This window comes from Micromonospora hortensis (assembly GCF_022230935.1).
Taxonomy (GTDB): domain Bacteria; phylum Actinomycetota; class Actinomycetes; order Mycobacteriales; family Micromonosporaceae; genus Micromonospora; species Micromonospora hortensis.
Genome location: NZ_JAKKFE010000019.1, coordinates 24,878 through 50,280, shown reverse-complemented (window position 1 = coordinate 50,280; position 25,403 = coordinate 24,878). Strand labels below are relative to the sequence as shown.

The 25,403-nt window shown below is 71.6% G+C and carries 27 protein-coding genes, 2 tRNA genes and 1 other RNA gene; 16 read left to right on the top strand and 14 right to left on the bottom strand.

The annotated features are described in order from the left end of the window. Nucleotides 1-7: 7 nt before the first annotated feature. Nucleotides 8-1,678 carry a DUF885 domain-containing protein gene (locus tag NIE111_RS14405; RefSeq protein WP_238684864.1) on the bottom strand — a complete coding sequence of 557 codons (1,671 nt, stop codon included), beginning with the start codon at nt 1,676-1,678 and terminating at the stop codon, nt 8-10. A gap of 130 nt (nt 1,679-1,808) precedes the next feature. On the opposite strand from NIE111_RS14405, the gene NIE111_RS14400 reads away from it, so the two are divergent. Beyond that, nucleotides 1,809-2,789 (top strand): DMT family transporter, encoded by a 981-nt coding sequence (locus NIE111_RS14400; RefSeq protein WP_238684863.1) that lies wholly within the window; start codon nt 1,809-1,811, stop codon nt 2,787-2,789. Between the two features lie 30 nt (nt 2,790-2,819). Here the strand turns inward: NIE111_RS14400 and NIE111_RS14395 are convergent, their stop codons facing one another. Together NIE111_RS14395 and NIE111_RS14390 are read right to left on the bottom strand one after the other, a co-directional pair. Further along, nucleotides 2,820-3,893 carry a PHP domain-containing protein gene (locus NIE111_RS14395; protein WP_238684862.1) on the bottom strand — a complete coding sequence of 358 codons (1,074 nt, stop codon included), beginning with the start codon at nt 3,891-3,893 and terminating at the stop codon, nt 2,820-2,822. A gap of 1 nt (nt 3,894) precedes the next feature. Continuing rightward, the gene (locus tag NIE111_RS14390; protein ID WP_238684861.1) at nt 3,895-4,656 is read right to left on the bottom strand and encodes a M23 family metallopeptidase; all 762 of its coding nucleotides are present in this window, start codon (nt 4,654-4,656) and stop codon (nt 3,895-3,897) included. Nucleotides 4,657-4,771: 115 nt separating this feature from the next. Here NIE111_RS14390 and NIE111_RS14385 point away from each other — a divergent pair, with 115 nt between their 5' ends. The 4 genes from NIE111_RS14385 to NIE111_RS14370 all read left to right on the top strand — a co-directional run bounded on the left by NIE111_RS14385 (nt 4,772) and on the right by NIE111_RS14370 (nt 6,623). Next, complete coding sequence (locus tag NIE111_RS14385) at nt 4,772-5,110, top strand: hypothetical protein (protein ID WP_238684876.1); 339 nt, start codon at nt 4,772-4,774, stop codon at nt 5,108-5,110. A 111-nt stretch (nt 5,111-5,221) separates the two neighbouring features. Continuing rightward, entirely contained in the window at nt 5,222-5,389 is a 168-nt protein-coding gene (locus NIE111_RS14380) for a hypothetical protein (RefSeq protein WP_167362451.1), read from the top strand. A 117-nt stretch (nt 5,390-5,506) separates the two neighbouring features. Further along, a complete protein-coding gene (locus tag NIE111_RS14375) occupies nt 5,507-6,034 on the top strand; it encodes a tRNA adenosine deaminase-associated protein (RefSeq protein ID WP_238684860.1) in 528 nt (175 codons plus the stop codon). A gap of 145 nt (nt 6,035-6,179) precedes the next feature. Continuing rightward, nucleotides 6,180-6,623, top strand: a complete 444-nt coding sequence (locus NIE111_RS14370) for a nucleoside deaminase (RefSeq protein WP_238684875.1) — start codon at nt 6,180-6,182, stop codon at nt 6,621-6,623. Nucleotides 6,624-6,637: 14 nt separating this feature from the next. Here the strand turns inward: NIE111_RS14370 and NIE111_RS14365 are convergent, their stop codons facing one another. Continuing rightward, the gene (locus tag NIE111_RS14365) at nt 6,638-7,792 is read right to left on the bottom strand and encodes a sensor histidine kinase (RefSeq protein ID WP_238684859.1); all 1,155 of its coding nucleotides are present in this window, start codon (nt 7,790-7,792) and stop codon (nt 6,638-6,640) included. Next, complete coding sequence (locus NIE111_RS14360; protein WP_238684858.1) at nt 7,789-8,445, bottom strand: response regulator transcription factor; 657 nt, start codon at nt 8,443-8,445, stop codon at nt 7,789-7,791. The genes NIE111_RS14365 and NIE111_RS14360 overlap by 4 nt, the downstream gene beginning before the upstream one ends. Nucleotides 8,446-8,586: 141 nt before the next feature. Here NIE111_RS14360 and NIE111_RS14355 point away from each other — a divergent pair, with 141 nt between their 5' ends. From NIE111_RS14355 to NIE111_RS14340, 4 genes are read left to right on the top strand one after another with little or no spacing between them, the layout of a single operon-like run. Continuing rightward, on the top strand, nt 8,587-9,099 hold the full coding sequence (locus NIE111_RS14355; RefSeq protein ID WP_238684857.1) for a hypothetical protein: 513 nt from the start codon (nt 8,587-8,589) through the stop codon (nt 9,097-9,099). Beyond that, nucleotides 9,096-10,187, top strand: a complete 1,092-nt coding sequence (locus NIE111_RS14350; protein ID WP_238684856.1) for a peptidoglycan-binding protein — start codon at nt 9,096-9,098, stop codon at nt 10,185-10,187. The genes NIE111_RS14355 and NIE111_RS14350 overlap by 4 nt, the downstream gene beginning before the upstream one ends. A gap of 8 nt (nt 10,188-10,195) precedes the next feature. Further along, nucleotides 10,196-10,879 (top strand): ABC transporter ATP-binding protein, encoded by a 684-nt coding sequence (locus tag NIE111_RS14345; RefSeq protein WP_211326764.1) that lies wholly within the window; start codon nt 10,196-10,198, stop codon nt 10,877-10,879. Then, complete coding sequence (locus tag NIE111_RS14340; protein ID WP_238684855.1) at nt 10,879-12,078, top strand: ABC transporter permease; 1,200 nt, start codon at nt 10,879-10,881, stop codon at nt 12,076-12,078. Before NIE111_RS14345 ends, NIE111_RS14340 begins: the two co-directional genes overlap by 1 nt. Nucleotides 12,079-12,215: 137 nt before the next feature. Here the strand turns inward: NIE111_RS14340 and deoD are convergent, their stop codons facing one another. Continuing rightward, a complete protein-coding gene (deoD, locus tag NIE111_RS14335; RefSeq protein ID WP_238684854.1) occupies nt 12,216-12,923 on the bottom strand; it encodes a purine-nucleoside phosphorylase in 708 nt (235 codons plus the stop codon). Between the two features lie 75 nt (nt 12,924-12,998). Between deoD and NIE111_RS14330 the strand changes: the two genes are divergently transcribed. Then, nucleotides 12,999-13,085: transfer RNA gene (locus NIE111_RS14330), tRNA-Ser, on the top strand. A 56-nt stretch (nt 13,086-13,141) separates the two neighbouring features. Here NIE111_RS14330 and NIE111_RS14325 read toward each other — a convergent pair. After that, nucleotides 13,142-13,891: an SDR family oxidoreductase gene (locus NIE111_RS14325; protein ID WP_238684853.1), complete on the bottom strand. Its 750-nt coding sequence runs from the start codon at nt 13,889-13,891 to the stop codon at nt 13,142-13,144. A 167-nt stretch (nt 13,892-14,058) separates the two neighbouring features. Here NIE111_RS14325 and NIE111_RS14320 point away from each other — a divergent pair, with 167 nt between their 5' ends. Next, complete coding sequence (locus tag NIE111_RS14320; protein ID WP_238684852.1) at nt 14,059-14,691, top strand: TetR/AcrR family transcriptional regulator; 633 nt, start codon at nt 14,059-14,061, stop codon at nt 14,689-14,691. Between the two features lie 4 nt (nt 14,692-14,695). Here NIE111_RS14320 and NIE111_RS14315 read toward each other — a convergent pair whose 3' ends face one another. Continuing rightward, nucleotides 14,696-15,631: a TetR/AcrR family transcriptional regulator C-terminal domain-containing protein gene (locus NIE111_RS14315; protein ID WP_238684851.1), complete on the bottom strand. Its 936-nt coding sequence runs from the start codon at nt 15,629-15,631 to the stop codon at nt 14,696-14,698. A gap of 172 nt (nt 15,632-15,803) precedes the next feature. Here NIE111_RS14315 and NIE111_RS14310 point away from each other — a divergent pair, with 172 nt between their 5' ends. Next, on the top strand, nt 15,804-17,417 hold the full coding sequence (locus tag NIE111_RS14310; protein WP_238684850.1) for a carboxylesterase/lipase family protein: 1,614 nt from the start codon (nt 15,804-15,806) through the stop codon (nt 17,415-17,417). Between the two features lie 79 nt (nt 17,418-17,496). On the opposite strand, the gene NIE111_RS14305 is transcribed toward NIE111_RS14310, so the two are convergent. Further along, complete coding sequence (locus NIE111_RS14305; protein WP_238684849.1) at nt 17,497-17,991, bottom strand: thioredoxin domain-containing protein; 495 nt, start codon at nt 17,989-17,991, stop codon at nt 17,497-17,499. Nucleotides 17,992-18,083: 92 nt separating this feature from the next. Continuing rightward, a complete protein-coding gene (locus tag NIE111_RS14300; RefSeq protein ID WP_238684848.1) occupies nt 18,084-18,638 on the bottom strand; it encodes a hypothetical protein in 555 nt (184 codons plus the stop codon). Between the two features lie 157 nt (nt 18,639-18,795). Between NIE111_RS14300 and NIE111_RS14295 the strand changes: the two genes are divergently transcribed. Beyond that, complete coding sequence (locus NIE111_RS14295) at nt 18,796-19,443, top strand: DUF1349 domain-containing protein (protein ID WP_238684847.1); 648 nt, start codon at nt 18,796-18,798, stop codon at nt 19,441-19,443. Between the two features lie 24 nt (nt 19,444-19,467). Here NIE111_RS14295 and NIE111_RS14290 read toward each other — a convergent pair whose 3' ends face one another. Then, the gene (locus tag NIE111_RS14290; RefSeq protein WP_238684846.1) at nt 19,468-19,659 is read right to left on the bottom strand and encodes a DUF397 domain-containing protein; all 192 of its coding nucleotides are present in this window, start codon (nt 19,657-19,659) and stop codon (nt 19,468-19,470) included. Further along, nucleotides 19,650-20,417 carry a helix-turn-helix domain-containing protein gene (locus NIE111_RS14285; RefSeq protein WP_238684845.1) on the bottom strand — a complete coding sequence of 256 codons (768 nt, stop codon included), beginning with the start codon at nt 20,415-20,417 and terminating at the stop codon, nt 19,650-19,652. Before NIE111_RS14285 ends, NIE111_RS14290 begins: the two co-directional genes overlap by 10 nt. A gap of 197 nt (nt 20,418-20,614) precedes the next feature. Between NIE111_RS14285 and NIE111_RS14280 the strand changes: the two genes are divergently transcribed. Then, entirely contained in the window at nt 20,615-20,857 is a 243-nt protein-coding gene (locus NIE111_RS14280; RefSeq protein WP_238684844.1) for a flavin reductase, read from the top strand. A gap of 153 nt (nt 20,858-21,010) precedes the next feature. Here the strand turns inward: NIE111_RS14280 and NIE111_RS14275 are convergent. Then, nucleotides 21,011-21,095, bottom strand: a tRNA-Ser gene (locus tag NIE111_RS14275). Between the two features lie 82 nt (nt 21,096-21,177). On the opposite strand from NIE111_RS14275, the gene ffs reads away from it, so the two are divergent. Beyond that, nucleotides 21,178-21,267, top strand: an RNA gene (ffs, locus tag NIE111_RS14270) — signal recognition particle sRNA small type. A gap of 202 nt (nt 21,268-21,469) precedes the next feature. Next, complete coding sequence (locus NIE111_RS14265; RefSeq protein WP_238684843.1) at nt 21,470-24,541, top strand: DNA polymerase III subunit gamma and tau; 3,072 nt, start codon at nt 21,470-21,472, stop codon at nt 24,539-24,541. Nucleotides 24,542-24,599: 58 nt separating this feature from the next. Here the strand turns inward: NIE111_RS14265 and NIE111_RS14260 are convergent, their stop codons facing one another. After that, nucleotides 24,600-25,271, bottom strand: a complete 672-nt coding sequence (locus NIE111_RS14260) for a DUF998 domain-containing protein (protein ID WP_238684842.1) — start codon at nt 25,269-25,271, stop codon at nt 24,600-24,602. Between the last annotated feature and the right edge of the window lie 132 nt (nt 25,272-25,403).

Here is a 25,403-nt window from a genome sequence, read left to right as displayed (position 1 = left end):
CGCGCGGTCAGAGTCGGGCCAGCGCCCGGCGCAGCGGGTCGAGACCCAGCGCACCCAGGTCCAACGCCTGCCTGTGGAACTCCCGCAGGTCGAAATCGGCGCCCTTGCGGGCCTTCGCGTCCTCGCGGGCCTGCAGCCAGATCCGCTCACCTACCTTGTACGACGGCGCCTGCCCCGGCCAACCCAGGTAGCGGTTCAGCTCGAAGCGCAGGTTCTCGTCCGGGACCCGGCAGTGCGCCCGCATGAACTCCCAGCCCAGTTCGGGCGTCCACCGTTCGCCCGGGTGGAAACCGAACGGATTGTCCTTCGGGATCTCCAGCTCCAGGTGCATGCCGATGTCCACGATCACCCGTGCCGCGCGCATCGCCTGGCCGTCGAGCATGCCCAGCTTGTCGCCCGGATCCTCCAGGTAGCCCAGTTCGTCCATCAGCCGCTCCGAGTAGAGCGCCCAGCCCTCACCGTGCCCGGAGACCCAGCAGAGCAGCCGCTGCCAACGGTTGAGCAGGTCGGCCCGGACGGCGGTCTGCGCCACCTGGAGATGGTGACCCGGCACGCCCTCGTGGTAGACCGTTGTCACCTCTCGCCAGGTGGAGAAGTCGCTGATGCCCTGCGGCACCGCCCACCACATGCGACCAGGGCGGGAGAAATCCTCACTCGGGCCGGTGTAGTAGATGGCCCCGTCGCTGGTCGGCGCGAGGCAGCACTCGATACGGCGGACCTGCTCCGGGATGTCGAAGTGGGTGCCGTGCAGCTCGGTGATCGCCTTGTCGGCCAGCGCCTGCATCCAGTCCCGGAATGCCTCCTTGCCCTGGATGGTCCGGGCCGGGTCGGCGTCCAGCTTGGTCACGGCCTCGTCGACTGTGGCACCGGAGCCGGCGATGCGCCCCGCCACGACCCGCATCTCCGCCTCCAGGCGGGCCAGCTCCGCGAAGCCCCAGGCGTACGTCTCGTCCAGGTCGACCTTGGCACCGAGGAAGTACTGCGAGGCGAGTTCGTAGCGCTCCCGGCCGGCGGCCTGCTTGTCCCGCCCGTGCGGGGCCAGCTCGGTACGCAGGAACTGGCCGAACTCGGCGGTCGCCGCGGTCGCCGCCGCCGCACCCCTACGCAGTTCCGAGCCGAGCGTGCCATCCGCCCCGAGCCGCTCGACCAGCCCGTGGAAGAAGTTGTCACCGGTCGGGTCGACCCAGATGTCGCACTGCTTGGCCACCTCGACCAGCTGCACCTTCGAGCTGACCTCACCGGCGGCGAGCGCCTCACGCAGCGTGGTCTTGTAGCCCTCCAGGGCGGCGCCGAAGCCGTTGAGCCGGGCGGCGATGTTGGCCTGGTCGTCGCTGGTGGCGGTGGGCATCAGGTCGAACACCATGCGGATCTCGTGCAGCCCGCTGGTGATCACGCTGACCTCGCTGGTCACCTCGCCGGCGTCGTACCGGGCGAGGTCCAAGCCGAGTCGTTCCTGCATGGCCTCCTTGGCGGTCCGTTCCGATTCGGTCTCCGGCTCCGTCACCTCCAGTTCGGCGAGGGTCCGGCGGGTGAGGTCCGCGCGCGCCCCGTAGCCGTCGGGCGAGAGGTCGTCGAGCTGGTCGTCATGGCCGGCGATGCCGACGAAGGTGGCGCCGGTGGGGCTCAACGGCGCCCACTCGGCCACGTAGCGGTTGGCGAGTTCATCAATTCGTCCCACGCTGCGACCCTACGTGACCACCCCACCCCCGTGTCGCCGACGTTTGTCGTGTTGGAGCTGCGGTTTCAGGTGCGGCGTGACGGCCGAAAGGTGCGCGACTTTGTCGCACGGTTGCGGCAGAGTGTCAGGGGTGACCACCGATACCACTCCTGACAAGGCACCGGTCCGCGCCTGGCTGCCCGGCTTTGTCGCCCTCGCCGCGATCTGGGGTTCCAGCTTCCTCTTCATCAAGGTCGGGGTGGCCGAGCTGCACCCGGTCCAACTCACCCTCTACCGGGTCGTCGCCGGCGCGTTGACACTTCTCGTGGTCCTTGCCGTGCTGCGCGACCGGCTGCCCCGCGAGCCCCGGGTCTGGGCGCACCTGACGGTCGTCGCCGCCTTCGGTGTGGCAGTGCCGTTCACCCTCTTCGGCTACGGCGAGCAGCGGGTCGAGTCGATGCTGGCCGGCATCTGGAACGCCACCACGCCGTTGATCGTGCTGCCGCTGGCGGTGCTGGTCTTCCGCACCGAGCGGCTCACAGTGCGCCGCGCGGTCGGGCTCGGGCTGGGCTTCGTCGGGGTGCTGGTGGTGCTCGGAGTCTGGGAGGGCATCGGCGGGGCGCACTTCACCGGGCAGCTCATGTGCTTCGGTGCGGCGGCCTGCTACGGCGTGTCCATTCCGTACCAGAAGCGGTTCGTCGCCGGCAGCGCGTACTCGGGTCTGTCGCTCTCCACAGCGCAACTGCTGCTCGCCGCCGCGCAGCTGGCCATCGTCACCCCCTTCGTCGCCGGCCTGCCGCCGCTGCCCAGCGAACTGTCGGCGGGGGTAGTGGCAAGTGTGCTGGCCCTCGGCGCGCTCGGCACCGGGCTCGCGTTCGTGATCAACATGCGCAACATCCGGCTGGCCGGCGCGAGCACCGCGTCCACGGTCACGTACGTGATTCCGATCTTCGCGGTGCTGATCGGTGCTCTGGCGCTCGACGAACGCCTCAACTGGCACCAACCGGTCGGCGCGCTGATCGTGTTGCTCGGGGTCGCGGTCTCGCAGGGGATGTTCGGTCGCCGCCGGAGCAGCCCGGTCGTCGGTGTCGGCGCTTCGGCCACACTCGCCGCCGAACTCGCCCGCCGCTGACAGACCGCCGCTCGATCAGCGCCGGGCTGGTCACGTGCGGTTGTGCGTCCAGGCCACCAGTTGCTCTGCCGACCAGGTGTTGATCACGCGGTCGGCGGGGACGCCGCACAGGGCGGCGCGTTCACAGCCGAATCGTTGCCAGTCGAGCTGGCCGGGCGCGTGCGCGTCGGTGTTGATCGCGAAACGGCAGCCAGCCTCCAGGGCGCGGCGGATCAGGCGCTTCGGCGGGTCCTGCCGCTCCGGCCGAGAGTTGATCTCGACGGCGGTGTCGTGCTCGGCGCAGGCGGCGAAGACGGCGTCCGCGTCGAAGTCGCTCTCCGCCCGGGTACGCGCGCGGTGCCCCCGATCGCCCGGACCGGTCACCCCGGCCGGGCGGGACGACACCATCCGGCCGGTGACGTGACCGAGGATGTCCAGGTGCGGGTTGGCGACCGCCTTCAGCATGCGCCGGGTCATCTTCGACCGCTCGTCCTTCAGGCCGCTGTGCACCGACCCGACCACCACGTCGAGCCGCGCCAACAGGTCGTCGTCCTGGTCCAGGGAGCCGTCGGCGAGGATGTCCACCTCGATCCCGGTGAGGATCCGGAAACCCTCGGGCAGCGCCGCGTTGACCTGCGCCACGTGGTCGAGCTGCCGGCGCAGCCGCTCCGCGGTCAGCCCTCGGGCCACCGTCAGCCGAGGCGAGTGGTCGGTCAGTACCAGGTACTCGTGGCCCAACTCCACAGCGGCCAGCGCCATCTCCTCGATGGGTGAGCCGCCGTCGGACCAGTCCGAGTGGGTGTGACAGTCGCCGCGCAGGGCGGCGCGGAGCGCCGTGGCCTCGGCGTCCAGGTCGCTGCCCTCGGTCGCCACCAGCCGGCGGAGGTAGACCGGTTCCTCACCGGCGAGGGACTCCGCCACGCAGCGGGCCGTGACGTCACCGACACCGGCGAGTTCGGTGAGCGTGCCGTTGCCGGCCCGTTCGGTCAGCTCGGCCGCAGGCAGGCCGGCCAGCGCCTTCGCCGCCGACCGGAACGCGCGCACCCGGTAGGTGGCCTCGTTCGCCCGTTCCAACAGGAACGCGATCCGGCGCAGGTCGGCGATGGGATCTCTCGCGTGAGCCACGTCAGGGCGCCTTCGGGCAGCCGTGCCTGCGTTGCCACGCGGTGACCTCGGCGGCTGGCTCCCGGTTGCCGCCGCGCCGCCAGGAGTCCAGGTAACGCGCCGGCCAGATCACCCCACGCCGGATCCACCAGCCGTCCTTGCCCGCGCACGGCGGCGAAATGCCGAAGTGCACATGACACACGTTGTTCGCGTTGCCGGTGCGGCCCACCTTGCCGAGCTGCTGCCCGGCGCGGACCCGCACCCCGGCGTCGACTCCGCTGGTCACCACACTCAGGTGCGAGCCGTAGTAGCGCACCCCGTCGTCGCCGAGCAGTGCTACCGACAGGCCGCCGTTGTTCGGGCCCTGCGGTCCACGCTTGCGGTACCGGTCCACGCGGCTCACCTCCAACACCGTCCCGTCGGTGACCGCCACGAACGGCTCGCCGCAGTCGGCGAAGAGATCCGTCCCCGGGTACGCCCCGTGCGTCGGGTGGTAGTCGACGTTGTCGGCGCGTACCGGAAAGACGTGCTTCAGCCCGGTGCGGGGTGCCGTCGCCGACGGCCTGGCCGACGACGGCGCCGGAGGGCTCGGGTCGGTCGCCGTCGGAGTGGGAGGCTGCGACGCCGGCTGGTCGGCGGTCGCCCAGACCGACGGTGGCGTCGGCGCGGCGCCGTCGGGCACCCCCGGCCGGGTGGTCGCACAGCCGGCGGCCAGCACCGGGGCGAGCAGCAGCAGGATCGGGTACACCGGACGAGCGCGGCGGCTGATCGTCGGCGAGGACATCCGGTCATCCTGGCAGAGCCGGTACCGTGGGCACGAGCGGCACGCGTGAAGGAGGGCAGCGACGGTGACCATTGCCCGACCCGACAGTGGCCCGGATTTCGGTGCCGTCCGCCCGATGCCGCGTACCCCGTCGGGTCTCTTCCCCTCCGGGCCGCCGACGCGGCCCACCTACCGCGAGCCGCACCCGGTCACCGGCGGTGGTGTCGCCACCGGTGGCGGCGCGGCGGCCGGTTGGCTGCTGCTGTTTGGCCTGCTCGGCACCGACGTGGCCAGCTACGCGCGGTGGACGGTGTTCGCCGGCCTGCTGGCCTGGGCCACCGCCCTGGTGCTGGTCCGCTTTGGCGACCGAGGGGTGGCCACCGGGGTCGCCATCGTCACGGCGGGTGGGTGGAGCATCGCCGCCGCCGTGGTGGCGGTCCGCTGGGCCACCAGTGGTGACTGGCCGCTGTGGTGACCGGCACGGACGGGCCCCGAAACGGCGCTCGGTGAATGCACCGTGTGCCCGGTTGGCTGCGTAGCGAACGTCGTCTTGACGTGGCCGTCGAGACTCGGCACGCTCGGGACCATGGCCTGGACCACTCCCCGGCAGGATCCCGATCGCAATCGCCGTCGACTGCAGTTGCTGGCCGAGTTGGCGGGCGCCCGGGCGGTCCGCCAGCGCAGCCGACCGCAGCGGCAGCGCACCGAGCGTCTGCGCCAGCTCATCGCCACCCGCCGTCGAGTCGTCGGCTGATCCGACTTTGTCAGGAATGACCCGCCCTTCGGGGCGTTGACGGGTCGCCTGCCGACCCGACCGGCTAACGTGCACGCGTAACGAGTCGACGCTGTGTCGAGGGCTATTGGGGGGACCGTGTCGTACTTCGCTGCGGCCGTGGTGCGCGACGACAGTGGCTGGACCGCCGCCGAGGTCAGCCTGCGTGGCGCCACCGACATCGACGAGGTTGCCGACCGGCTGCGTGACGTCGACCAGGAGGCCGACGTGTCGCTGCTCTTCGTCGAGGCCGATGACGCGTACCTGGTGATCCTGCGCCTCGACGAGGGCGAGGACCTGCGGGTGTTCGGTTCGGACTCCGCGTACGCCGAGGAGTCGCAGCTCGGGTCGCTGCTGGTCGGTGACCTGAAGACCTCGGTCACCGGGCTCGACGGTGACGACGAGCCACGCCCGGTGAGCACCGGCGACGAGGAGAGCGAGCAGCCCGTCGTCGACCCGGAGGCAGACCCGGTCGGTGACGCCGACCTGCTGGCCAACCTGGGCATCTCCGCGCAGAAGCTGCTGACCCTCTGCACCCACGAGGGGATGATGCCGGCGGACGTCACAGTCGAGATCTGCCAGGTGCTCGGCTGCGCCGACGAGGTCGAGGAGCTGCGTGAGGTCTGAGCCGGCCGACGCCACCGATCCGTCGCTGGAGTCGATCCGACCAGGCCAGCCGACCCCCGGAGCAGTGGGCCGCGCCGGGCCCGGCGCCCACGAGGGCCTGGCCGACCTGGGCGAGGTCGGCCGACGACAGCGGCACGAGCTGTGGATGCGCCGCGCCCTGGAGATCGCCGTCGCCGGTCCACAGGTCGACACGATCGGCACCGACGTCGACGACGTGCCGGTGGGTGCGGTGCTCTACGGGCCGGACGGCACCGAGTTGGCCACCGGACGCAACGAGCGGGAGCTGACCGGCGACCCCACCGCCCACGCCGAGGTGCTGGCCCTGCGCCGAGGTGCGGAGCGCACCGGCCGGTGGCGACTGGACGGCTGCACCCTGGTGGTCACCCTCGAACCGTGCACCATGTGCGCCGGGGCGCTGGTGCTGGCCCGGGTCTCCACAGTCGTGTTCGGCGCGTGGGAGCCCAAGACCGGCGCGGCCGGATCGCTCTGGGACGTGCTGCGGGACCGTCGGCTCAACCACCGCCCCGAGGTCTACGGCGGGGTGCTGGAGGCCGAGACCGCCACCGTCCTGCGCGCGTTCTTCCGCTGAGACCGGGCGGCCGGTCAGGCCGGCGGCACTGTGACGGTGACGATCAGACCGCCGTCCGGGCGGGGCTGCGCCTCGGCGGTGCCGCCGTGGGCCCGGGCCACCGCGCGGACGATGGACAACCCCAGCCCGAAGCCCCGCGCGCCGACGACCCGCTCCCGCGACAGCCGTCGGAAGGGCTGGAACATCGTCTCGACGTCGTAGCCGGGGATGACCGGGCCGGTGTTTGTCACGGTGAGGGTGGGCCGGCCGTCGACCAGCCCGGTGCGCACCTCCACCCAACCGTCGGCGGGCAGGTTGTGGCGCAACGCGTTCTCCACCAGGTTGAACGTGAGCCGCTCCAACAGCACCGGGTCGCCGCTGGTCGGCGCCGGAGCCAGGGCCCGCCGAACCCGCACGTCGGGCGCCTGCTTCCCGGCCTGGTCGGTCGTGTGCGCGCAGACTTCGGCCAGGTCGACAGGCGTACGCTCGGTCAGCTCGTTCTCCGAGTCGGCCAGGGTCAGTAGACCGTCGATCAGCCGCTCGTGGCGTTCGTTCACCGCCAGAAGCGACTCGCCCAGTCGCCGGGTCTCCTCCGAAGCGTCCGGGCGGGTGATCGCCAGCTCCACCAGGGCGCGGTTGAGCGCCAGCGGCGTACGCAGCTCGTGCGAGGCGTTCGCCACGAACCGGCGCTGCCCGTCGAAGGAACGGTCCAGCCGTTCCAGCATCTCGTCGAAGGTGTCGGCGAGTTCGCGTACCTCGTCGGGAGGGCCGGTGAGCGCGATCCGCTCGTGCAGACCACGACCGGCGGTGTCCGCGCCGGCGATCCGGCGGGCCGTGCCGGTGATCTGGAGCAGTGGCTGCAACGCCCGACCGGCGAGCAACCAGCCGAACGCGATCGCCACCGTCGACACCACGATCAACGCGATGCCGCCCTGGGTGAGCAGCGACTCCAACGCGTTGCGCTTCGCCTCGTCCTGCACCTCCTGCAACAGGGCGCGCAGGTTGTCGACGTTCTGCCCGCTGGGCGTCGTGGGGGCGGTCTTCGGCAGGTCGCGTAGTTTCACCCCGAACGGCTGCGCCATCCGCTGATCTACTAGCACGTACGTGACGGCGAGCAGGACCACGCCGGCCAACAGGAAGAGCCCACCGTAGATGAGGGTGAGCCGAGCGCGGATCGTGAGGCGTTTCATCGGATCTGGTACCCCGCACCGGGAACCGTCTCGATCACCGGTGGGTCGCCGAGTTTGCGGCGCAGCTTCATCACTGTCACCCGGACCACGTTGGTGAACGGGTCGATGTGCTCGTCCCAGGCGCGTTCCAGCAGGTCCTCGGCGGAGACCACAGCGCCGTCGGCGAGCAACAGCTCGGCCAGCACCGCGAACTCCTTGCGGGACAGCGCCACGTGCCGGTCGTCCCGGCGTACCTCGTGTCGGGCCGGGTCGAGCTGGATGCCGGCGCGACGCAGCGTCGGAGGCGCCGCCGGGCGGGACCGGCGGGTCAGCGCGTGCACCCGGGCCGACAGCTCGACCAGGGCGAACGGCTTGGTCAGGTAGTCGTCGGCACCGAGCGCCAACCCCGCCACCCGCTCCCGGACCGCCGCCGACGCTGTCAACATCAGCACCCGGGTCTCCCCGCCCGCGTCCACGATCGCCCGGCACACGTCGTCGCCGTGCACCACGGGCAGGTCCCGGTCCAGGACCACCACCGCGTACTCGTTGACGCCGAGCCGTTCCAACGCGGCGTCCCCGTCGTAGGCCACGTCGACGGCGAACGACTCCCGGCGCAGCCACTCGGCGATGGCGTCCGCCAGCACGTTCTCGTCCTCGACCACCAGCACTCTCACCCCTCCATGGTGCTCGGGGTGCGGTAACGCCGGCATAACCGCCGACGGTAACGCCGGGGATACGTCCACTGCCGTGCACTGGGTGTCACGTTCGGCGAACCGCGCCGGACCTGAGCGGAAGCGGACACCATGCGACGACAGATGCTTGCGATCCCCGTCCTGCTCGCCCTGGCGCTGTCCGGGTGCGGCGCGGGAGGTGACGGCGGCGGCGGGGTCGCGACCGCCGGTGGGGCGAAGGCCGAGGCCACGGCGAGCGGCACGCCGGTCAGCGACTCGGAGCGGCAACTCGCCTTCGCCCGGTGCATGCGGGAGAACGGGGTGGACATGCCCGACCCGGAGCCGGGTGGCCGTCCCGGCTTCCGGTTCGGTGCGGACGTGGATCAGCAGAAGGTCCAGGCGGCCATGGAGAAGTGCCAGGACAAGCTGCCCAACGGCGGACACGGGCCGCAGCTCGACCCCGAGCAGGCCGAGCAGATGCGGACGCTGGCCAAGTGCATGCGGGAGAACGGGGTGCCGGACTTCCCGGACCCGGACGCCGACGGGCGGGTCCGCATCGGGACGGGCGGCAACGCGATCAACATCGGCGACCCGGCCATGAAGGCCGCGCTGGAGAAGTGCCGGCAGCACGCGCCGCAGTTCGGGGCTGGCCGGTGACCGGCACCATCCGACGCTCGCGGCTGCGCGCCGCCGTCACCGGCGGCGTCGTCCTGCTTGTCGCCGCCGTGGGCGTGGTCGCCGCTGTGGGCTTCGGCGGCGGCGCTGACGGGGGCCGCGCCCAGGCCGGCAGCGCACCACCCGCCACCGCCACTGTCACCCGGCAGACCCTCGCCGACTCGGAGACCGCGGACGGCGAGCTGGGGTACGGCGCGACGCGTACCGCCACGGCGAAGCTCAACGGCACCGTCACCGCGCTGGTGGCCACCGGTTCGACGGTACGGCGGGGTAAGGCGCTCTACCTGGTCGACAACGAGGAGGTGGTGCTGCTCTACGGCGGGTTGCCCGCGTACCGGACCCTGGCCCCCGGGGTGGAGGGGCCGGACGTCGCGCAGTTCGAGCGGAACCTCGAGGCGCTGGGCTACACCGGCTTCACTGTCGACGACGAGTACACCGGCGCGACAGCGGACGCCGTGCGGGACTGGCAGGAGGACCTGGGCCTGACCGAGACCGGTCGGGTCGAGCCGGGGCGGGTCGTGTACGCGGATCGGGAGGTCCGGGTGGAGGGCCACCAGGTCGACGTCGGCGATCTCACCCAGCCTGGGCAGGCCGTGCTGACGTACACCGGCACCAGCCGGGTCGTCACCGTCGAGTTGGACGTGGACGACCAGCGGTTGGCCAAGCGCGACGCGAAGGTCACCGTGCGGTTGCCGGACGGCCGGTCGGTGGCGGGCACGATCAGCGCTGTCGAGACTGTCGTCCAGGCCGGTGCGACCGGCGCCAACGGGCAGGCCGGCGACGCCGAGACGAAGATCGAGGTGACAGTCGCGGTGACCGACCCGAAGGCCCTGACCGGCTTCGACAAGGCCAGCGCGGACGTCACGTTCACCGTCTCGGAGCGCCGCGACGTGCTCACCGTGCCGGTGGCGGCCCTGTTGGCGCTGGCCGAGGGCGGCTACGGCGTCCAGGTCGCCGAGGGCGACGCGAGCCGAGTCCTCGCGGTGACCACCGGGTTGTTCGCGGACGGTCGGGTGGAGGTCACCGGTACGGGCCTCACCGAGGGCACGACGGTGGTGGTGCCGACGTGAGCGGCGAGGTGATCGTGCTCGACCGGGTCAGCAAGCGGTACGCCGGCGGCGTCGTCGCGTTGGACGACGTGTCGCTGCGGATCGGTCACGGCGAGTTGGTCGCTATCGTCGGCCCATCCGGATCGGGTAAGTCGACGATGCTGCACCTGATCGGCACCCTGGACCGGCCGTCGTCGGGCAGCGTGCTCATCGACGGGTACGACGCGGCGAAGCTGACCGACCGGGAGCTGTCCGCGCTGCGGGCCACCCGGATCGGCTTCGTCTTCCAGCAGTTCCACCTCGCTCCGGGCGTCCCGGTAGTGGACAACGTGGCCGACGGCTTGCTCTACTCCGGCGTACCGCTGCGGCGGCGACGCGAACGGGCGGAGGCCGCGTTGGTCCGGGTCGGCCTGGGCCACCGGTTGGGGCACCGGCCGCACGAGCTGTCCGGCGGGGAACGGCAGCGGGTGGCCGTGGCCCGCGCGGTGGTCGGCGAGCCGGCGGTGCTGCTCGCCGACGAGCCGACCGGCAACCTGGACTCGCACTCCGGTGCCGGGGTGTTGGAGTTGCTGCACGATCTGCACCGGGCCGGAACCACGGTCGTGGTGATCACTCATGACCGGGAGATCGCGGGAAGCCTGCCCCGGCAGGTGCGGATGCGCGACGGCGCGGTGCGACACGACTCGGCCCTCGCGTCGGGCGGGGTCGGCTGATGGCGACGCTGACCCCGGCCCGACTGCGGCCGGCGGACGTCGTACGCGTCGGTGGGGTGGGGCTGCGGACCCGTCCGCTGCGGGCGTTCCTCTCCGCGTTGGGCATCGCGATCGGCATCGCCGCGATGATCGCGGTGGTCGGCATCTCGTCGTCGTCCCGGGCCGAGCTGGACCGGGCGCTCGACGCGCTCGGCACCAACCTGCTCACCGTCGCGCCGGGCAGCACCCTGTTCGGCGCCGACGCGCAACTGCCCGAGGAGTCGATCGCGATGATCGGGCGGATCGGCCCGGTGACCGAGGTGTCCGCGACCGGGCAGGTGCCCGACGCCAAGGTGTACCGCTCGGACCGGATCCCGGCGGCGGAGACCGGTGGCATCGCCACTCGGGCGGCCCGGCTGGACCTGCTCGGCACCGTGGGGGCGGAGGTGGCCACCGGCACCTGGCTCAACGAGGCGACCGCTCGCTACCCGGCGGTCGTGCTCGGCGCCACCGCCGCGCAGCGGCTCGGGATCACCTCGGCGGACCCGCAGGTGCAGGTGTGGTTGGGTGGGCGGCCGTTCACTGTGGTCGGCACCCTCGCCGCGGCACCGCTCGCTCCGGAGCTGGACACGTCGGCGCTTGTCGGCTGGGTGGCGGCGGCCGAATACCTGGGCTTCGACGGTCACCCGACCACCGTCTACACCCGGGCGCAGGAGTCGCAGGTCGAGGCGGTCCGGTCGGTGTTGGGCGCGACCACCAACCCGGAGGCGCCGAACGAGGTCGAGGTGTCCCGGCCCTCGGACGCGCTGGCCGCCGCCGAGGCCACCGACGACGCCTTCACCGGGCTGTTGCTGGGCCTGGGCGCGGTCGCCCTGCTGGTCGGTGGTGTCGGCGTGGCGAACACCATGGTGATCTCGGTGCTGGAACGCCGAGCCGAGATCGGTCTGCGCCGTTCGCTTGGCGCCACCCGCGGTCAGGTACGGGCCCAGTTCCTCACCGAGTCGCTGCTGCTCTCCGCGCTCGGCGGGATCGGTGGGGTGGTGTTGGGCATCCTGGTCACAGCGGGCTACGCGCTGTCGCAGGACTGGCCGACGGTGGTGCCGGCCTGGGCGATGCTCGGCGGGGTGGGCGCGACGCTGGTCATCGGCGGCTTCGCCGGCCTCTACCCGGCGGTGCGCGCCGCCCGACTCGCGCCGACGGAGGCGCTGGCCGCCGTGTGACCGGCGTGGCGCGGGCCGGTTGGCGTGGCTCGGTTGGGCCGGCGGGGGACGGCGTGATGCGAAAGAGCGTGATGACTGTGCGGCATATTGATGTCTCACAGTCATCACGCTCGTCGCGGTGACGCCGCCCGGACGGGTCAGGCGATGATCGTGTCGAGGGCGATCTCGACCATCTGGCTGAAGGTCTGCTCGCGCTCCTCCGAGGTGGTCTTCTCACCCGTCTTGATGTGGTCGCTGACTGTCAACACAGTCAGCGCGCGGGCCTTGAACCGAGCGGCGATCGTGTAGAGCGCCGCCGACTCCATCTCCACCGCCAGCACGCCGTAGTCGGCGAGGGTGTCGTACAGGTCCGGCCGGTCGGTGTAGAAGGCGTCCGCCGCCAGGATCGGCCCGACGTGCATGGTGATGCCGCGTCGCTCGGCCACCTCGACCGACGTACGCAGCAGCCCGAAGTCGGCCACCGGGGCGTAGTCGATCAGCCCGTCGAAGCGCATCCGGTTCATGTTCGAGTCGGTGGACGACCCGATCGCGGCCAGCACGTCCCGCAGTTGCAGGTCGGTGCTGAGGGCGCCACAGGAGCCGACCCGAATCAGCGTCTTCACGCCGTACTCGTTGATCAACTCGTGGGCGTAGATGGAGGCCGACGGCATGCCCATGCCGGAGCCCTGGACGGAAACCTCGACGCCGTTCCAGCGGCCGGTGAAGCCCAGCATGCCCCGAACCGTCGAGTAGCAGGTGGCGCCCTCGAGGTAGGTCTCCGCGATCCACTTGGCCCGCAGGGGGTCACCCGGCATCAGGACCCGCTCGGCGATCTCGCCCGGCTTCGCGCCGATGTGCGTACTCATGGCAAAGATCCTGCCAGGCCGGCCCGGGCGATACCGGTTCGGCGTCGGAACCGGCGGTCCTGTACCCTCGTCGGCGGTGGCGTGTCCGAGCGGCCTAAGGAGCACGCCTCGAAAGCGTGTGAGGGTTAACGCCCTCCGAGGGTTCAAATCCCTCCGCCACCGCTCTGTAGTGCAGAAACGCCCGGTCGATCCGCGAGGATCGACCGGGCGTTTTCGCGTCAGAGCTGCTGCTCGCCGCCGTCGACGAACAACTCGCCGCCGGTCATGAAGCTGCTCTGGTCGGAGGCGAGGAAGAGCGCGGCGTTGGCGATCTCGTCCGGGTGTGCCATGCGCTGCATGGGCACGCCCGAGGCGATGGTCTTCAGCAACCCGGGTGCTTCGGCGGCGCTGGGCGCGAGGCCGGCGAGCCCGGGGGTCTCGGTCGAGCCGGGGACCAGGGTGTTGACCCGGATCTTCCGGCCGATCAGCTCGGCGGCCCAGGTGCGGCCGAACGAGCGGATGGCCGCCTTGGACGCGGCGTAGACGCTGAACGCCGGGGTGCCGTTGCTGGCGGCTGTCGAGCCGGTGAGCACGATCGACGCGCCCTCGTTGAGCAGGGGTAGGGCCTTCTGCACCGTGAAGATGGTGCCGTAGATGTTGGTGTCGAAGGTGTTGGCCACGTGCTCGACCGTGATCGAGTCGAGCGAACGGAACTCGCCACCGCCGGCGTTGGCGAACACCACGTCCAGCCCAGCGCCCCGCTCCTCGATCGCCCGCATCACCCGGTCCAGGTCGTCGAGCTTGCTGACATCGCTGGCGATGCCTGTGACGTTCGCGCCGATGCTGGCGACGGCCTCGTCCACCGGGCCCTTGCGGCGGCCGGTGACGAAGACGTACGCGCCTTCGGCGGCGAAGCGGCGGGCGGCGGCCAGGCCGATGCCCGTGGTGCCCCCGGTGACGAGGGCGGTCTTGCCGTCGAGCTGTCCCACGATGGATCTCCTCTGTCGGGGTGGTCGTGTGCGGCCGGCCGGGCCTCAAGCAGGTTCTGTACCGAGCGGTACGTATCCGACCGTAGCAACCGCCGACCGGGTCCGCAAATTTCTGTACCGATCGGTTTTCGCTGTCGGTAGGATGGGTGGAGAAGGGGTGATGGGCTGTGCCGCAGCGAGGTCGACCACGGGGCTTCGACGCCGACGAGGCGCTGGAGCGCGCTGTGGAGGTGTTCTGGCGTCAGGGGTACGAAGGCGCCTCGGTGAACGACCTCGCCGAGGCCATGGGGATCAACAAGCCCAGCCTCTACGCCGCCTTCGGCGGCAAGGAGGAGTTGTTCCGCAAGGCCGTGGCCCGCTACGCCGAAAAGGACATGGAGTACGCGAGGGACGCCTTCGCCCAACCCACCGCGTACGAGGTGGTCGCCACCCTGCTGCGCGAGAACACGATCGCCGTGACCCGCGCCGACCGACCGGCCGGTTGCCTGTCGATCCAGGGCGGCACCAGTTGCTCTACCGAGAACGCGTCCATCGCCGGGTTCCTCGCCACCAGCCGCCTGGGCGGTGAGGGTGCCCTCGCCGACCGGCTCGCCAGTGCCGTCGCCGACGGCGACCTACCCGCGCACGCCGATCCGGTAGCGCTCGCCCGCTTCGTCATGATCGTTACTGAGGGGCAGGCGGTGCATGCCGCCGCCGGAGTCAGCCGGGAAGACCTGCGACAGGCCGCGGAGATCGCGCTCGCCGGTTTCGTGGCCGCGTCCGGGGCGCGCCTGCCCGAGCAGGCCACCGAGCCGGTCTGAGCGGTCACCGTTCGAGCAGCGCCGCCATCCCGTCGAGCAGTCGTTGCAGGCCGAAGTCGAAGAGGCTCTCGGCGTCGAGGTCGACCGCTGTCCGGCTGAGTCGGGCCAGATGGGGAAACTCGCCCGCCGCGAGCAATCCACCGAACACGTCGGCCTGGGCCTCCATCCACTCGTCGTCGGTCAGGCCGGTGTCCTGCTCCGCTTCAACTCCTCGCTCCAGGTTGATGGCGGTACCTCGAACGTGGTTGGCCAGTGCGGCCACCAGATGGAGCTGGGTGTGCTGGTCCAGGCCCTGCCGGGCGAGGGCGCGCAGCGCCCACTCGGTGTGCGCGACGGCGTTCGGTGCCATCAGCGGGCGGGTCAGCGAGACGACCTGGGCCAGCCAGGGATGCCGCCGGTAGATCGACCACTGAAGTCGGCTGAGCAACTCCAGTTGGGCTCGCCAACCGGGCGGAAACGTGCGCGGCAGCCGATTCGAGGCGAAGGCCGCGTCCGCCATCAGCACGAGAAGCTGCTCCTTGCCCCGAACCTGCCGGTACAGCGACATGGTGGGGACGTCCAACTCCGTCGCGATGCGCCGCATGCTCAGCGCCGGTAACCCCTCGGCGTCGGCGATCGTCATCGCGGTCCGCACCACCTGGTCGCGGGTCAACCCCTGGACGGGCAGCCGCCGACCTGCGGACGGGGCACCCCGGCTCGGCGTGGTCGGCGCCGCGCCGGTCACCACCATGCCCACGCCCGGCACCGCCCGGACCAGGTTCTCCTGGCGAAGCGCGGTGAGCGCCCGGCTGGCGGTGGCCATGGCGACGCCCCACTCCCGGACGATCTGCCGGGTCGACGGCACCCGGTCGCCGGGGCCCAACTCGCCTGCCGCGATGCGCCGTCGCAACTCCCCGACGATGCGCAGATAAGGGGGAGCGGTCTCGTCGAACTCCGTCACGATCGCCTCCCGCCGGCCTCGCGGTGACCGTAGCGCACTAGAGCACCGGCAGGCGTCCCCGTCCTTCCTGCCACGGCCGTACTAGAGCTCCCTGGCCCGACGGTCGCCAGCTCGACATGCTCGGCGCAGCCCGGTGCGTACGCCGTACCGGCGTCGACTGAATGGGGAGAGCATGAGACGAGTTTCGTACCCCCGATGGGCCGTCATGGTGGGCGCTGTCGTCCTCGTCGGCCCGGCGATGGCCGTCGGTCCGGCCGCGGCCAACGACGAGCGCCGGAGCGCGGCCGTCGTCCGGACCGACCAGGGCGCGGTGCGGGGGACCGTCGCGGCAGACCACCGCTCGTTCCAGGGCATTCCGTACGCGAGCCCGCCGCTGGGCGCGCTGCGCTGGGCCCCGCCGCAGCCCGGTCCGACCTGGACCGGAGTACGCGACGCGAGCCGGCCCGGTGCCGCCTGCGCGCAACTGCAAGGGCTGCCGATGGACACACCCTCCGAATCCGAGGACTGCCTCTACCTGAATGTCACCACCCCGCGTTCGGCCGCACGAACGCCTCTACCGGTGATGGTCTGGTTGCACGGCGGGGACTTCCGGTTCGGCAGCGGCGACGGGTACGGCGGGCAGCGGCTGGCCGCCGGAGGTGACGTCGTCGTCGTCACTGTGAACTACCGGCTCGGCGCGCTCGGCTTCCTGGCGCATCCGGCGCTGGCCGGTCGGGACGGGAGCATCGGCAACTTCGGGTTGCGGGACCAGCAGGCCGCGCTGCGCTGGGTGCGGCGCAACGCGGCGGCCTTCGGCGGCGACCCGGGCAACGTCACGGTGTTCGGCCAGTCCGCCGGGGCGACCAGCGTCTGCGCGCAGCTCGCCGCGCCGGGCTCCGCTGGTCTGTTCCACCGGGCGATCATGCAGAGCAACTCGTGCGCCAACCCGGTCCAGACCCGGGCCGAGGCGGTCGGGGCGGCCCAGGAGTTCGCGCGGAGGATCGGCTGCGCCGACCCGGCTGTGGTCGCCGCCTGCCTGCGCGGACGTTCCCCCGCCCGGCTGGTCGAGACGGTCGGCTATCCCGGCGCGGGTGTCGACCTGGGCCCGGTCGTCGACGGCCGCACGCTACCGGTGGACCCGGCGGACGCGCTGACCACCGGGAGGCTGCATCCGGTGCCGGTGTTGACCGGAATGAACCGGGACGAATCCCGGCTCGTGGTGTGGGGGATGGAACGGTTGGGACTCAACTGCCCGGAGCCGCCGAAGCCGGACCAGGAGCCGGAGTCGTGCCCGCTCACCGACGACCAGTACCGCGACCAGGTGCGCGCCATGTTCGGTGACCACGCGGGGGAGGTGCTGGCCCGCTATCCGCGCGACCCCGCACAACCCGCCAGCGCGACGTTGGGCGCCGTGCTGACCGATCACGACTACGCCGAGCCGATCTACTCCGCCGCGTTGGCATTCGCGCGGCGGGTGCCGACGTTCGCGTACGAGTTCGCCGACGAGGACGCGCCGTTCTTCACCGAGGGACCCGAACCGACGTTCGCCATCGGCGCGTACCACTGCGCCGAGCTGCCGTACCTGTTCGCTGTCGACTACGCCGAGGCGCTCACGCCGACCCAGCGGCGGCTCTCCGACGAGATGGTCAGCACCTGGAGCGACTTCGCCCGGACGGGTCGGGCTGGCTGGCCTCGACTGCGCCCTGAGGCCCCGTACGTGCGGATGTTCGCCGGTGGCGGCGGATCGGGCAGGACGGACTTCGCGGCGGCCCACTCGTACGACTTCTGGCTGTCGCTTCGCCGCTGAACGACGACTGACCCGTCGGGCCGGGCCGATCCATCGTGGAGCGAACCGGGCCCGACAGGTCAGTCGGTACGTTGTCGGGTCAGCACGGGCCCGCACCCTCGTCGAAGAGGCGGCGGGCCCAGTCCGCGTACCCGGCGATGGTTTTTCGGACAGTGCGCCCGTCGTGCAGGAACAGGTACGCGCGGTCGCCGCTGCGGGCGAGCAACCCGTCGAGCCGGTGTGTCCCCTGTGGAGCCCGTAGCCGGCTGACCTCCGGGTAGCGGTCCCAGACCTCGCCGACGGGCGAGCCCGCCGTTATGCCCTCCGGTGTCCGCATCGGGTCGCCTACCCAGAGCAGCACGAGTTTGTCCTCCACGAAGACCGGGCTGACCGTGTCGTGGCCGGCGAGCATCGGCCCACAGGCGTCCAGGCTGGTACGCAGGATGCCGCGTCGGGTCAGCTCGTCCTCGGTGGCACCGAACTCGATGTTGCGCAGGCCGTTCAGGTCGATGATCTCCACGTTGCCGGCGGGCCGGCCGTTCGGAATCGACCCGGTAGGCGGTACGCCGCTGCCCGCGATCGAGGCAGCCGTCATCAGCGTGGCGATAAACGCAAATTGTCGCAATTTCATGGAATCCCCCAGTCCCCAACGGAACGGGAGCGTTCAGGTTGCTGCCGCACGCCGGATTACTGGTTTTCCCACTGTTCGACCAGCTCGTCCCAGTAGTCGGCGCTGAGTCGACGCCGGCCGTGCGCCAGCCAACCCTCGGTGTTCCGCTCCAGGTGCAACCCCACTTCGGCGAACCTGTCGATCCAGGTGCCGGGCTCCACGCCGAGCTGACTCAGCGCACAGTTGATCGGCCACTGCTCGCGCGGCGCGTCGAACTCGTCGTCGAAGCACGGCCCCCAGGACAGCGCCCCGCCCAACCACACCGCTGCCGACTGGTGGCCGACGCCACCACCGAACTCCGCCTCCACATAGGCCACCGGCCCCGACTGTGACCAGCGGGTCAGCACCTCGACCAGCGCCGTCGACAACACCAGGCCGAACGGGCGCGCGGCACTCCGGTCGTCAGTGGCGAAATCCGGCAACGACCCGGTCAGCTCGATCACCAACTGCGGGGTGACCGGCAGCAAGGCGAAGTCCTGGCGCAGCTCGCCGAGGACCGCGTGATCCAGCTCGGCGGTCTGCTCGCGGAGCAGTTCGACGTCCGCGACCACCGCGCTGAGCTGGTAAGCCATCGAGCCCTCCGCCGTCCACAGCCTGTGGATAGAACATGTGTACGACGGATTCCCCGCCTTTCGTGCCTGCGACGGTACCGGCCGGAGGGTGGACGTGCCGGGCCCTGCTCGATGAGTGGGCATCGGCGGGCGGGGCGACGGTTGTACGGTCCTGGCCATGGCCAATCAACTGAGCGTTCCCGGTGTGCCGTTCCCGCTCGCGCCCTCGTCCGCCGAGCTGTGGCGGGTCGACGAGGCGGCCGGCACCGTGGCGGTCGAGGCGCAGCCGCACACTGACATCTTCATCGACCCCAGCACCGGCTCCGCCGAGGCGGCCGGGACCACCACTGTCAGTGCCGGGTCGACACTCAACGCGGCGACGCTGCTCGGGGATCTGCCGACGGGGGACTTCCAGTTCAGCGCCCGGGTCACGGTGGGCTTCGCCGCCACCTTCGACGCCGGGGTGCTCCTGCTGTGGCTCGACGAGCGGCGCTGGGCCAAGCTGTGCTTCGAGTTCTCCCCAGCAGGCGACCCGATGATCGTGTCGGTCATCTGCCGAGGCGTCGCCGACGACGCGAACGCCTTCGTCGTACCCGACCGGTCGGTGTGGTTGCGGGTCTCCCGGGTCGACGGGGTCTACGCCTACCACGCCTCGGTCGACGGTGAGACCTGGCAGTTGATCCGCGTCTTCCTCCTCGACCCCGCCACGTCTCGCGACCGGATCGGCTTTGCTGGCCAGTCCCCTACCGGTGCGGGGTGCGGTGTGACGTTCGACGAGATCACGTTCCGGGCGGAACGTCTGGGCGATCTCCGTGACGGCTCCTGACCTGCCGGTGTGACCGAGCGCCGGTCAGGTGCGCCGGGAAAGCTGGGTGACGAACGCGCGCCAGGCCGTGGGCGCGAAGGCGAGCGCCGGGCCGGTCGGGTCCTTTGAATCCCGTACGCCGATGACGCCGGGCAGGTTGTCGGCGACCTCGACGCAGGCTCCACCGTTGCCGCTGCTGCGGCTGCTCTTGCGCCACCGGGCGCCGTTCAGCTCCATGACTCCGCCACTTCCTGAATGAGTGCGACCGACTGCCAGTGGGACAACGCCTCGCCGCGCACGTTCTCCCATGCCGCCATCATGGCCGCGATGTCCTCGGGGTCGCTAGCGACTTGTCCCTGAAGTTGGTTGTCGAGGTAGCCGGCGACCCGGTGGTCGTGGCTGTGCGCGATCACGAAAGGTCCGTTGAGGCCGGCATAGGCGCCGACTGCGCTGGGCACGACGTGCACCCGGATGTGCGGCTCGACGCACGCCGCCGCCACGGCCAACAGTTGCTCGCGCATCGTCGACCGGCCGCCCACCGGACGGCGGATGACCGCCTCGTCCACGACCGCCGTGAACTGCGGTGGGTCGTCCCGCCTGAGGATGCCCTGCCGGCCGAGTCGGACCGTGAGATGCCGCTCGATCTCACCCCGGGGGATCAGGCCCGCGTCGCCCAGCACCGCGCGGGCGTACGCCTCGGTCTGGAGCAACCCCGGCAGAACTGTCGACTCGAACCAGCGAAGCGACACCGCCTCGCGCTCGATCTCCTGCCACGGACGAAACCAGATGGGGTCACGACGTCTTGAAGTGTCCGGCCAGATGTCCGACACGTCCTTGTGAAGCGCCTCCGCTGCCGCCAGCCGGTGGCGCGGATGCGGGATGCGGTCCTCCGTCAACCAGCGCCCCACGGTCTTCGGGTCGACGCCGACGGTCTCGGCGAGGGATTCGGTCGTGTGCCCGGTGTCGCTGAGCGCCACCCGAAGCGCGTCGTTCACGGCTCCTCCATCGGATGTCCTAGATATCTGAGAACCATATAGCTACGCGGTGTATCTGTCTCGTAACTCTCCCGAGGGTGGTCCACAGAAGACGGCGTGGCCGGTGGAGGCGCAGGAGCCCGGCGGTCGGCGTCAGTCCGGGGTCGCTCCGACGGGGAGGCGGGGCGGCCCCCGCCCACCGCGAAGGAGATCCGCCCATGCCCCGCCGCCGCTACCGGAACCACCTGCCGACCCGACCGACCTGGCGCTGCGCCGCGTGCGGCATCGCCTGGCCCTGCTCGGCGGCGAAGCTGCGGCTGCTCGGCGAATACCGGCACGACCGGCTCGCGTTGACCGTCTACCTGGCGACGCTGCAGACAGAGGCCGGCGAGCACCTCACCGACGTCGACCCGGCCCGGCTGACCGACCGCTTCCTCTCCTGGGCCCGCGTCCGCGCCTGACCAGCCTCGATTCGAGGGGGGCCAACCTCGGCGACGCCAACCTGACCAACGCCGAGTTGCAGCACGTCCAGGTGGTGGGCGGATGCCGCCGTGCAGACGACTCAGGGCCGGTCCCCGTGGGGCCGGCCCTGTCGTTGGTGCTGCTCAGGTGAGCGGAGGATACGAGATTCGAACTCGTGAGGGTGTAAACCCAACACGCTTTCCAAGCGTGCGCCCTAGGCCTCTAGGCGAATCCTCCGCGAGCCAGGATACAGGCCCGTCCCGGCCGGGCCACCCCACCACCCCCTGAAGATCGACCGGCGGTCGGGTAGGCTGGGCGGCACCTCCCGTGCGGCGGTATCTCGTGAACCTCCCCAGGGCCGGAAGGCAGCAAGGATAAGCGAGCTCTGCCGGGTGCACGGGAGGCCTTTTTGTCTGTGGGCCGGTTGATCCACTCGGCATCCCTGATGTCGCGGTGTCCCGGCCACGCGGACACCGCGGTTTCCAGGAAGCCGAGTCGATCAAGCCCGGCGGCGCGGTGGATCAAGCACGGCATCCGCGGTGCCCGGGGTGGTGGGTGGTCACCCGCGCCCGACCGGCGCAGAATGGCTCGGTCGAGAGGAGGCGGGACGAGTGACGCTGGCGCTCTACCGCAAGTACCGGCCGCGTACCTTCGCTGAGGTCATCGGCCAGGAGCACGTGACCGAACCGCTGTCGCAGGCGCTGCGCAGCGGACGGCTCAACCACGCCTACCTCTTCTCCGGCCCCCGTGGCTGCGGCAAGACCACCAGCGCCCGGATCATGGCCCGCTCGCTCAACTGTGAGCAGGGCCCCACTCCCGAGCCGTGCGGCAAGTGTGACTCCTGCCGCTCGCTGGCCGCCGACGGCGCCGGCTCGATCGACGTGATCGAGATCGACGCGGCCAGCCACGGCGGTGTCGACGACGCCCGCGAGCTGCGCGAGCGCGCCTTCTTCGCGCCGGCCAGCAGCCGCTTCAAGATCTACATCATCGACGAGGCGCACATGGTCTCGACCCAGGGCTTCAACGCCCTGCTCAAGCTGGTCGAGGAGCCCCCGGAGTACGTCAAGTTCATCTTCGCCACCACCGAGCCGGAAAAGGTCCTCGGCACGATCCGCTCGCGGACCCACCACTACCCGTTCCGGCTGTTCCCGCCGAAGGTGGTCCGCCCGTACCTGGAGCAGCTCACCCAGGCCGAGGGCGTCGCCGTCGAGCCGGCGGTCTTTCCGCTGGTGGTCCGCGCCGGTGGCGGCAGCATGCGGGACAGCCTCTCGGTGCTCGACCAGCTCATCGCCGGCGCCGGCGCGGAAGGGGTCAGCTACGCGCGGGCCGTCGCGCTGCTCGGGGTCACCGACTCGGCGCTGATCGACGAAATGTGCGACGCGCTCGCCGCCGGTGACGGCGCGGCCGCGTACGCCACCGTCGACCGGGTCGCCGAGGCCGGGCACGACATGCGCCGGTTCGCCTCCGACCTGCTGGAACGGCTACGCGACCTGATCGTCATCCAGCAGGTGCCGGACGCCGCCGCGAAGGGCCTGATCGACGCCCCGGCCGACCAGATCGAGCGGATGGCAGCCCAGGCTTCGCAGCTCGGCTCGGCAACGCTGTCCCGCTGCGCCGACATCGTGCACGACGGCCTGGTGGAGATGCGCGGCACCACAGCGCCCCGCCTGCTGCTGGAGCTGATCTGCGCCCGGATGCTGCTGCCCGGCGTGGACGACTCCACCGGCGGCCTGCTCCAGCGCCTGGAGCGGATGGAACGCCGGCTCACAGTGGGCGGCACCGACGCGCCGTCGGCCGCCGCCGGCTCCGCGCCAACCAACCACCAAGGGGTACGCCCACAGCAAGCCACCCCGGTCCCGGCTGCCGCCACCCCGACACCAGTGAACGCCCCGACCTCCGCACCGCCGTGGGCTGTCGACCCGGCGGCGTCCCCGGCCCAGGGCGCTCACGCCCCGGCTGCTTCGGTCACCGGGGCACACGCTCCGACCTCCGGTGCGCCAGCCTCGTACGCCTCGGCGGCCGACTCGCCGATCCCGGCCTCCCCCGGCGCGTCGACCGGGTCGGCAACCGCTGACCAGGCCGTACCCGTCTCGCCCGCCGGGCCGGCCCCCCGTCGCGTGGTGCCACCGTCGGCGGTGCTTCCCGACCCGGCCACGCCCGCGCCGCCCCGACCCGGAGCACCGGCCGCCGCACTGGACGCGGTGGCGGTCCGCCGCGTCTGGCCCGACGTGATCGGCAAGGTCAACCGGACCAACAAGCGGATCGCCGCCCTGATGCGCGACGCGGTCGTCCGCGAACTCGACGGCGACATGCTGGTGCTGACTGTGAAGTCCACGGTGTTGGCCAAGATGATGGCCGACCATGCGGCCGTGCTCACCGACGCGCTCTACGAGGAGTTGGGCGGGCGCTGGCAGATCCGGTGCGAAGTGGCCGGCGAGCGCGGTGGCGTGTCGCTGTCCGGCGCACCGCGCGCGCAGCAGACCGCACCGGCCCGACCCGCCGCCCCGCCAGTCACGTCGGACACGCCCGCCGCCGCGACGAACGCCGCGACCCCGACTGCCGCCGCCCCGACGAGCGCACCGCCAGCCGTGCCTGGCTCGAACCTCGCGCCTGGCTCGAACGGTGCGCCTGGCACGAACCTCGCGCCTGGCTCGAACTCGGCGTCTGGCACGAACCCCGCGCCTGGCTCGAACCCCGCCCAGGGGCCGAACGGCGGGCCTGGCTCCAACCCCGCGCAGGGCTCGAACGGTGCGCCCGGTTCGAACGCGTCTGGCTCGAACGCGCCTGGCTCGAACGCTGCGCCTGGCTCGAACGGTGCGCCACGTGCGAACTCCGCCGGGCCGGGGACTGTGGGACCCAACGCCCCGGCCGCCGCCGGTCCGACGAACGCCTCGCCGACCGCCGGGAACCTGAGCGGCGCTGCCGGCTCGGCTTTGCGCGACGGTGCCGGTGCGGGTTCCGCTGGTCACGGTGCTGGTGGGCGGGGCGCAGCGCCGTCCACCCCAGCGGCGGACGACGACGGCGACTGGCCGGAGGCGGCCCGCCCCGGCGGCGGCGCCCTCGCCGCCGAGGCTACGGATGACGAGGACTGGCCGGAGGCCGCCCGACCTGGCGGCGCGTCGGCCGGAAACGAGTCGAGCCCGTACTCCACCCCGGCGTCGACAGGCCCGAACGGCAGCACCGGGAACGGGAACGCCGGGAACGGCAGCGGCGCGAACGGCAGCGGCACCAACGGTGGTGGCGCGAACGGCACCGGGCCAGGGGGTTCGGGAGGTCCCGGGTCAGCGGCCGGTGGCGGTAAGCCAGGCGGGCGGGGTAACCCGACACCGGCGGCCCGGCAGCCGGCGGCAGCCGGTGGTGCGCCGGTGAGCAGCGCCATCGCCGCGGCTCGCGCGGCGGCGGCGGGGCGCGGTGCGCGTACCGGAGCGGCAGCCCGGCCCGTCGCGGACGCCGAATGGGCGGGTGAGCCGCCCTACGACCCGGACTTCGACGGCCCGGCGCGGGCCGGCCGACCCGGCGGCGCGGCGCCGGCCCCGGCCCTTGAGGGGTTCGACCCGGGCGACGAGCCGTTGGACGAGATCATCGACGAGAAGACCGCACGGGAGTCCAGCGAGGAGCAGGCGGTACGGCTGCTCCGGGAAACCTTCGGCGCCGAGAAGATCAACGAGATCGACGCCCGCTAACAAGCCCTCCGGCCCGGCGATCTTGCAGTTTCGGTCGTCGTCTTGCGCCAAATGCCCCTTATGTCGCAGCAGGAAGTGCAAGATCGCGCAGGGGTGGGGTCTCGGCTAGGAGGACAGCCAGGGCGCAGGCCCAGAGGGGGAACGGTAGGACTGCTACTCGTTCCATGCCGCCCACCCCGATGGCGAGGCCCTGTTGGGCGGCGAACAGTGTCGTTCCGGCCAGCGCGATCAGCCCGGCCGTGAGGGTGAGTCGTCGCCACCGGCCGAGCGTCGTGGTGCGTGGGGCGAAGCCGGCCAGGAGCAGGCCGATGTTGCCCATCCCCATGATCAGGACTGCGCCGAGGACGTGCAGGTTCTCGTCGATGTCGGCCGGGTAGAGGGCCGCGAGGGCGTAACCGCCGGTGGCCAGCAGCAGGAGTGTCTGGGCGGTGCGCACCACCGGGCCGCGGCCGAGGATTCGCCAGGTCAGCAGCAGTCCGGCGGCGAGCAGGACCGCGGTGGTCAGTGTCGCGGTGTTCATCAGTGGGTGCCACGGTGAGCAGACGTAGCGGGGGCGGGTGGTGTCCCAGACGCCGCAGTGGGCGTTGCCGAGGTCGCTGATGTTGTGGGTGGCCCAACTGTAGGCCGGCTCACGCCACCGCAGCCCGGTGATCAGGCTGGCGACGAGGAAGATGGGCGCGGCCGCGAGCCAGCACAGTGCGCCGACCCGGCCGGTGCGGTTGAGGTTCATGCCACGAGCAGACCAGTTTGACGGCTATGGGCGCACTACCAGCAGATGGCCGGTTCGGGGTAGGGGTAGCCGTACCCGGAGGCACGGCGTGGGCGGACGCACCGGGCGGGGCGAGGTCGGTCCCAGCGGATA

Excerpts from the sequence above, each read along its gene's own strand:
- NIE111_RS14370 (WP_238684875.1), top strand. The coding sequence starts at position 6,180 with ATGCGCCGCGCCCTGGAGATCGCCGTCGCCGGTCCACAGGTCGACACG.
- NIE111_RS14365 (WP_238684859.1), bottom strand. The coding sequence starts at position 7,792 with ATGAAACGCCTCACGATCCGCGCTCGGCTCACCCTCATCTACGGTGGG.
- NIE111_RS14260 (WP_238684842.1), bottom strand. The coding sequence starts at position 25,271 with ATGAACCTCAACCGCACCGGCCGGGTCGGCGCACTGTGCTGGCTCGCG.
- NIE111_RS14305 (WP_238684849.1), bottom strand. The coding sequence starts at position 17,991 with ATGACGGCTGCCTCGATCGCGGGCAGCGGCGTACCGCCTACCGGGTCG.
- NIE111_RS14385 (WP_238684876.1), top strand. The coding sequence starts at position 4,772 with ATGCCGCGTACCCCGTCGGGTCTCTTCCCCTCCGGGCCGCCGACGCGG.
- NIE111_RS14280 (WP_238684844.1), top strand. The coding sequence starts at position 20,615 with ATGCCCCGCCGCCGCTACCGGAACCACCTGCCGACCCGACCGACCTGG.
- NIE111_RS14355 (WP_238684857.1), top strand. The coding sequence starts at position 8,587 with ATGCTTGCGATCCCCGTCCTGCTCGCCCTGGCGCTGTCCGGGTGCGGC.
- NIE111_RS14310 (WP_238684850.1), top strand. The coding sequence starts at position 15,804 with ATGAGACGAGTTTCGTACCCCCGATGGGCCGTCATGGTGGGCGCTGTC.
- NIE111_RS14300 (WP_238684848.1), bottom strand. The coding sequence starts at position 18,638 with ATGGCTTACCAGCTCAGCGCGGTGGTCGCGGACGTCGAACTGCTCCGC.
- NIE111_RS14290 (WP_238684846.1), bottom strand. The coding sequence starts at position 19,659 with ATGGAGCTGAACGGCGCCCGGTGGCGCAAGAGCAGCCGCAGCAGCGGC.
- NIE111_RS14340 (WP_238684855.1), top strand. The coding sequence starts at position 10,879 with ATGGCGACGCTGACCCCGGCCCGACTGCGGCCGGCGGACGTCGTACGC.
- NIE111_RS14380 (WP_167362451.1), top strand. The coding sequence starts at position 5,222 with ATGGCCTGGACCACTCCCCGGCAGGATCCCGATCGCAATCGCCGTCGA.
- NIE111_RS14295 (WP_238684847.1), top strand. The coding sequence starts at position 18,796 with ATGGCCAATCAACTGAGCGTTCCCGGTGTGCCGTTCCCGCTCGCGCCC.
- deoD (WP_238684854.1), bottom strand. The coding sequence starts at position 12,923 with ATGAGTACGCACATCGGCGCGAAGCCGGGCGAGATCGCCGAGCGGGTC.
- NIE111_RS14390 (WP_238684861.1), bottom strand. The coding sequence starts at position 4,656 with ATGTCCTCGCCGACGATCAGCCGCCGCGCTCGTCCGGTGTACCCGATC.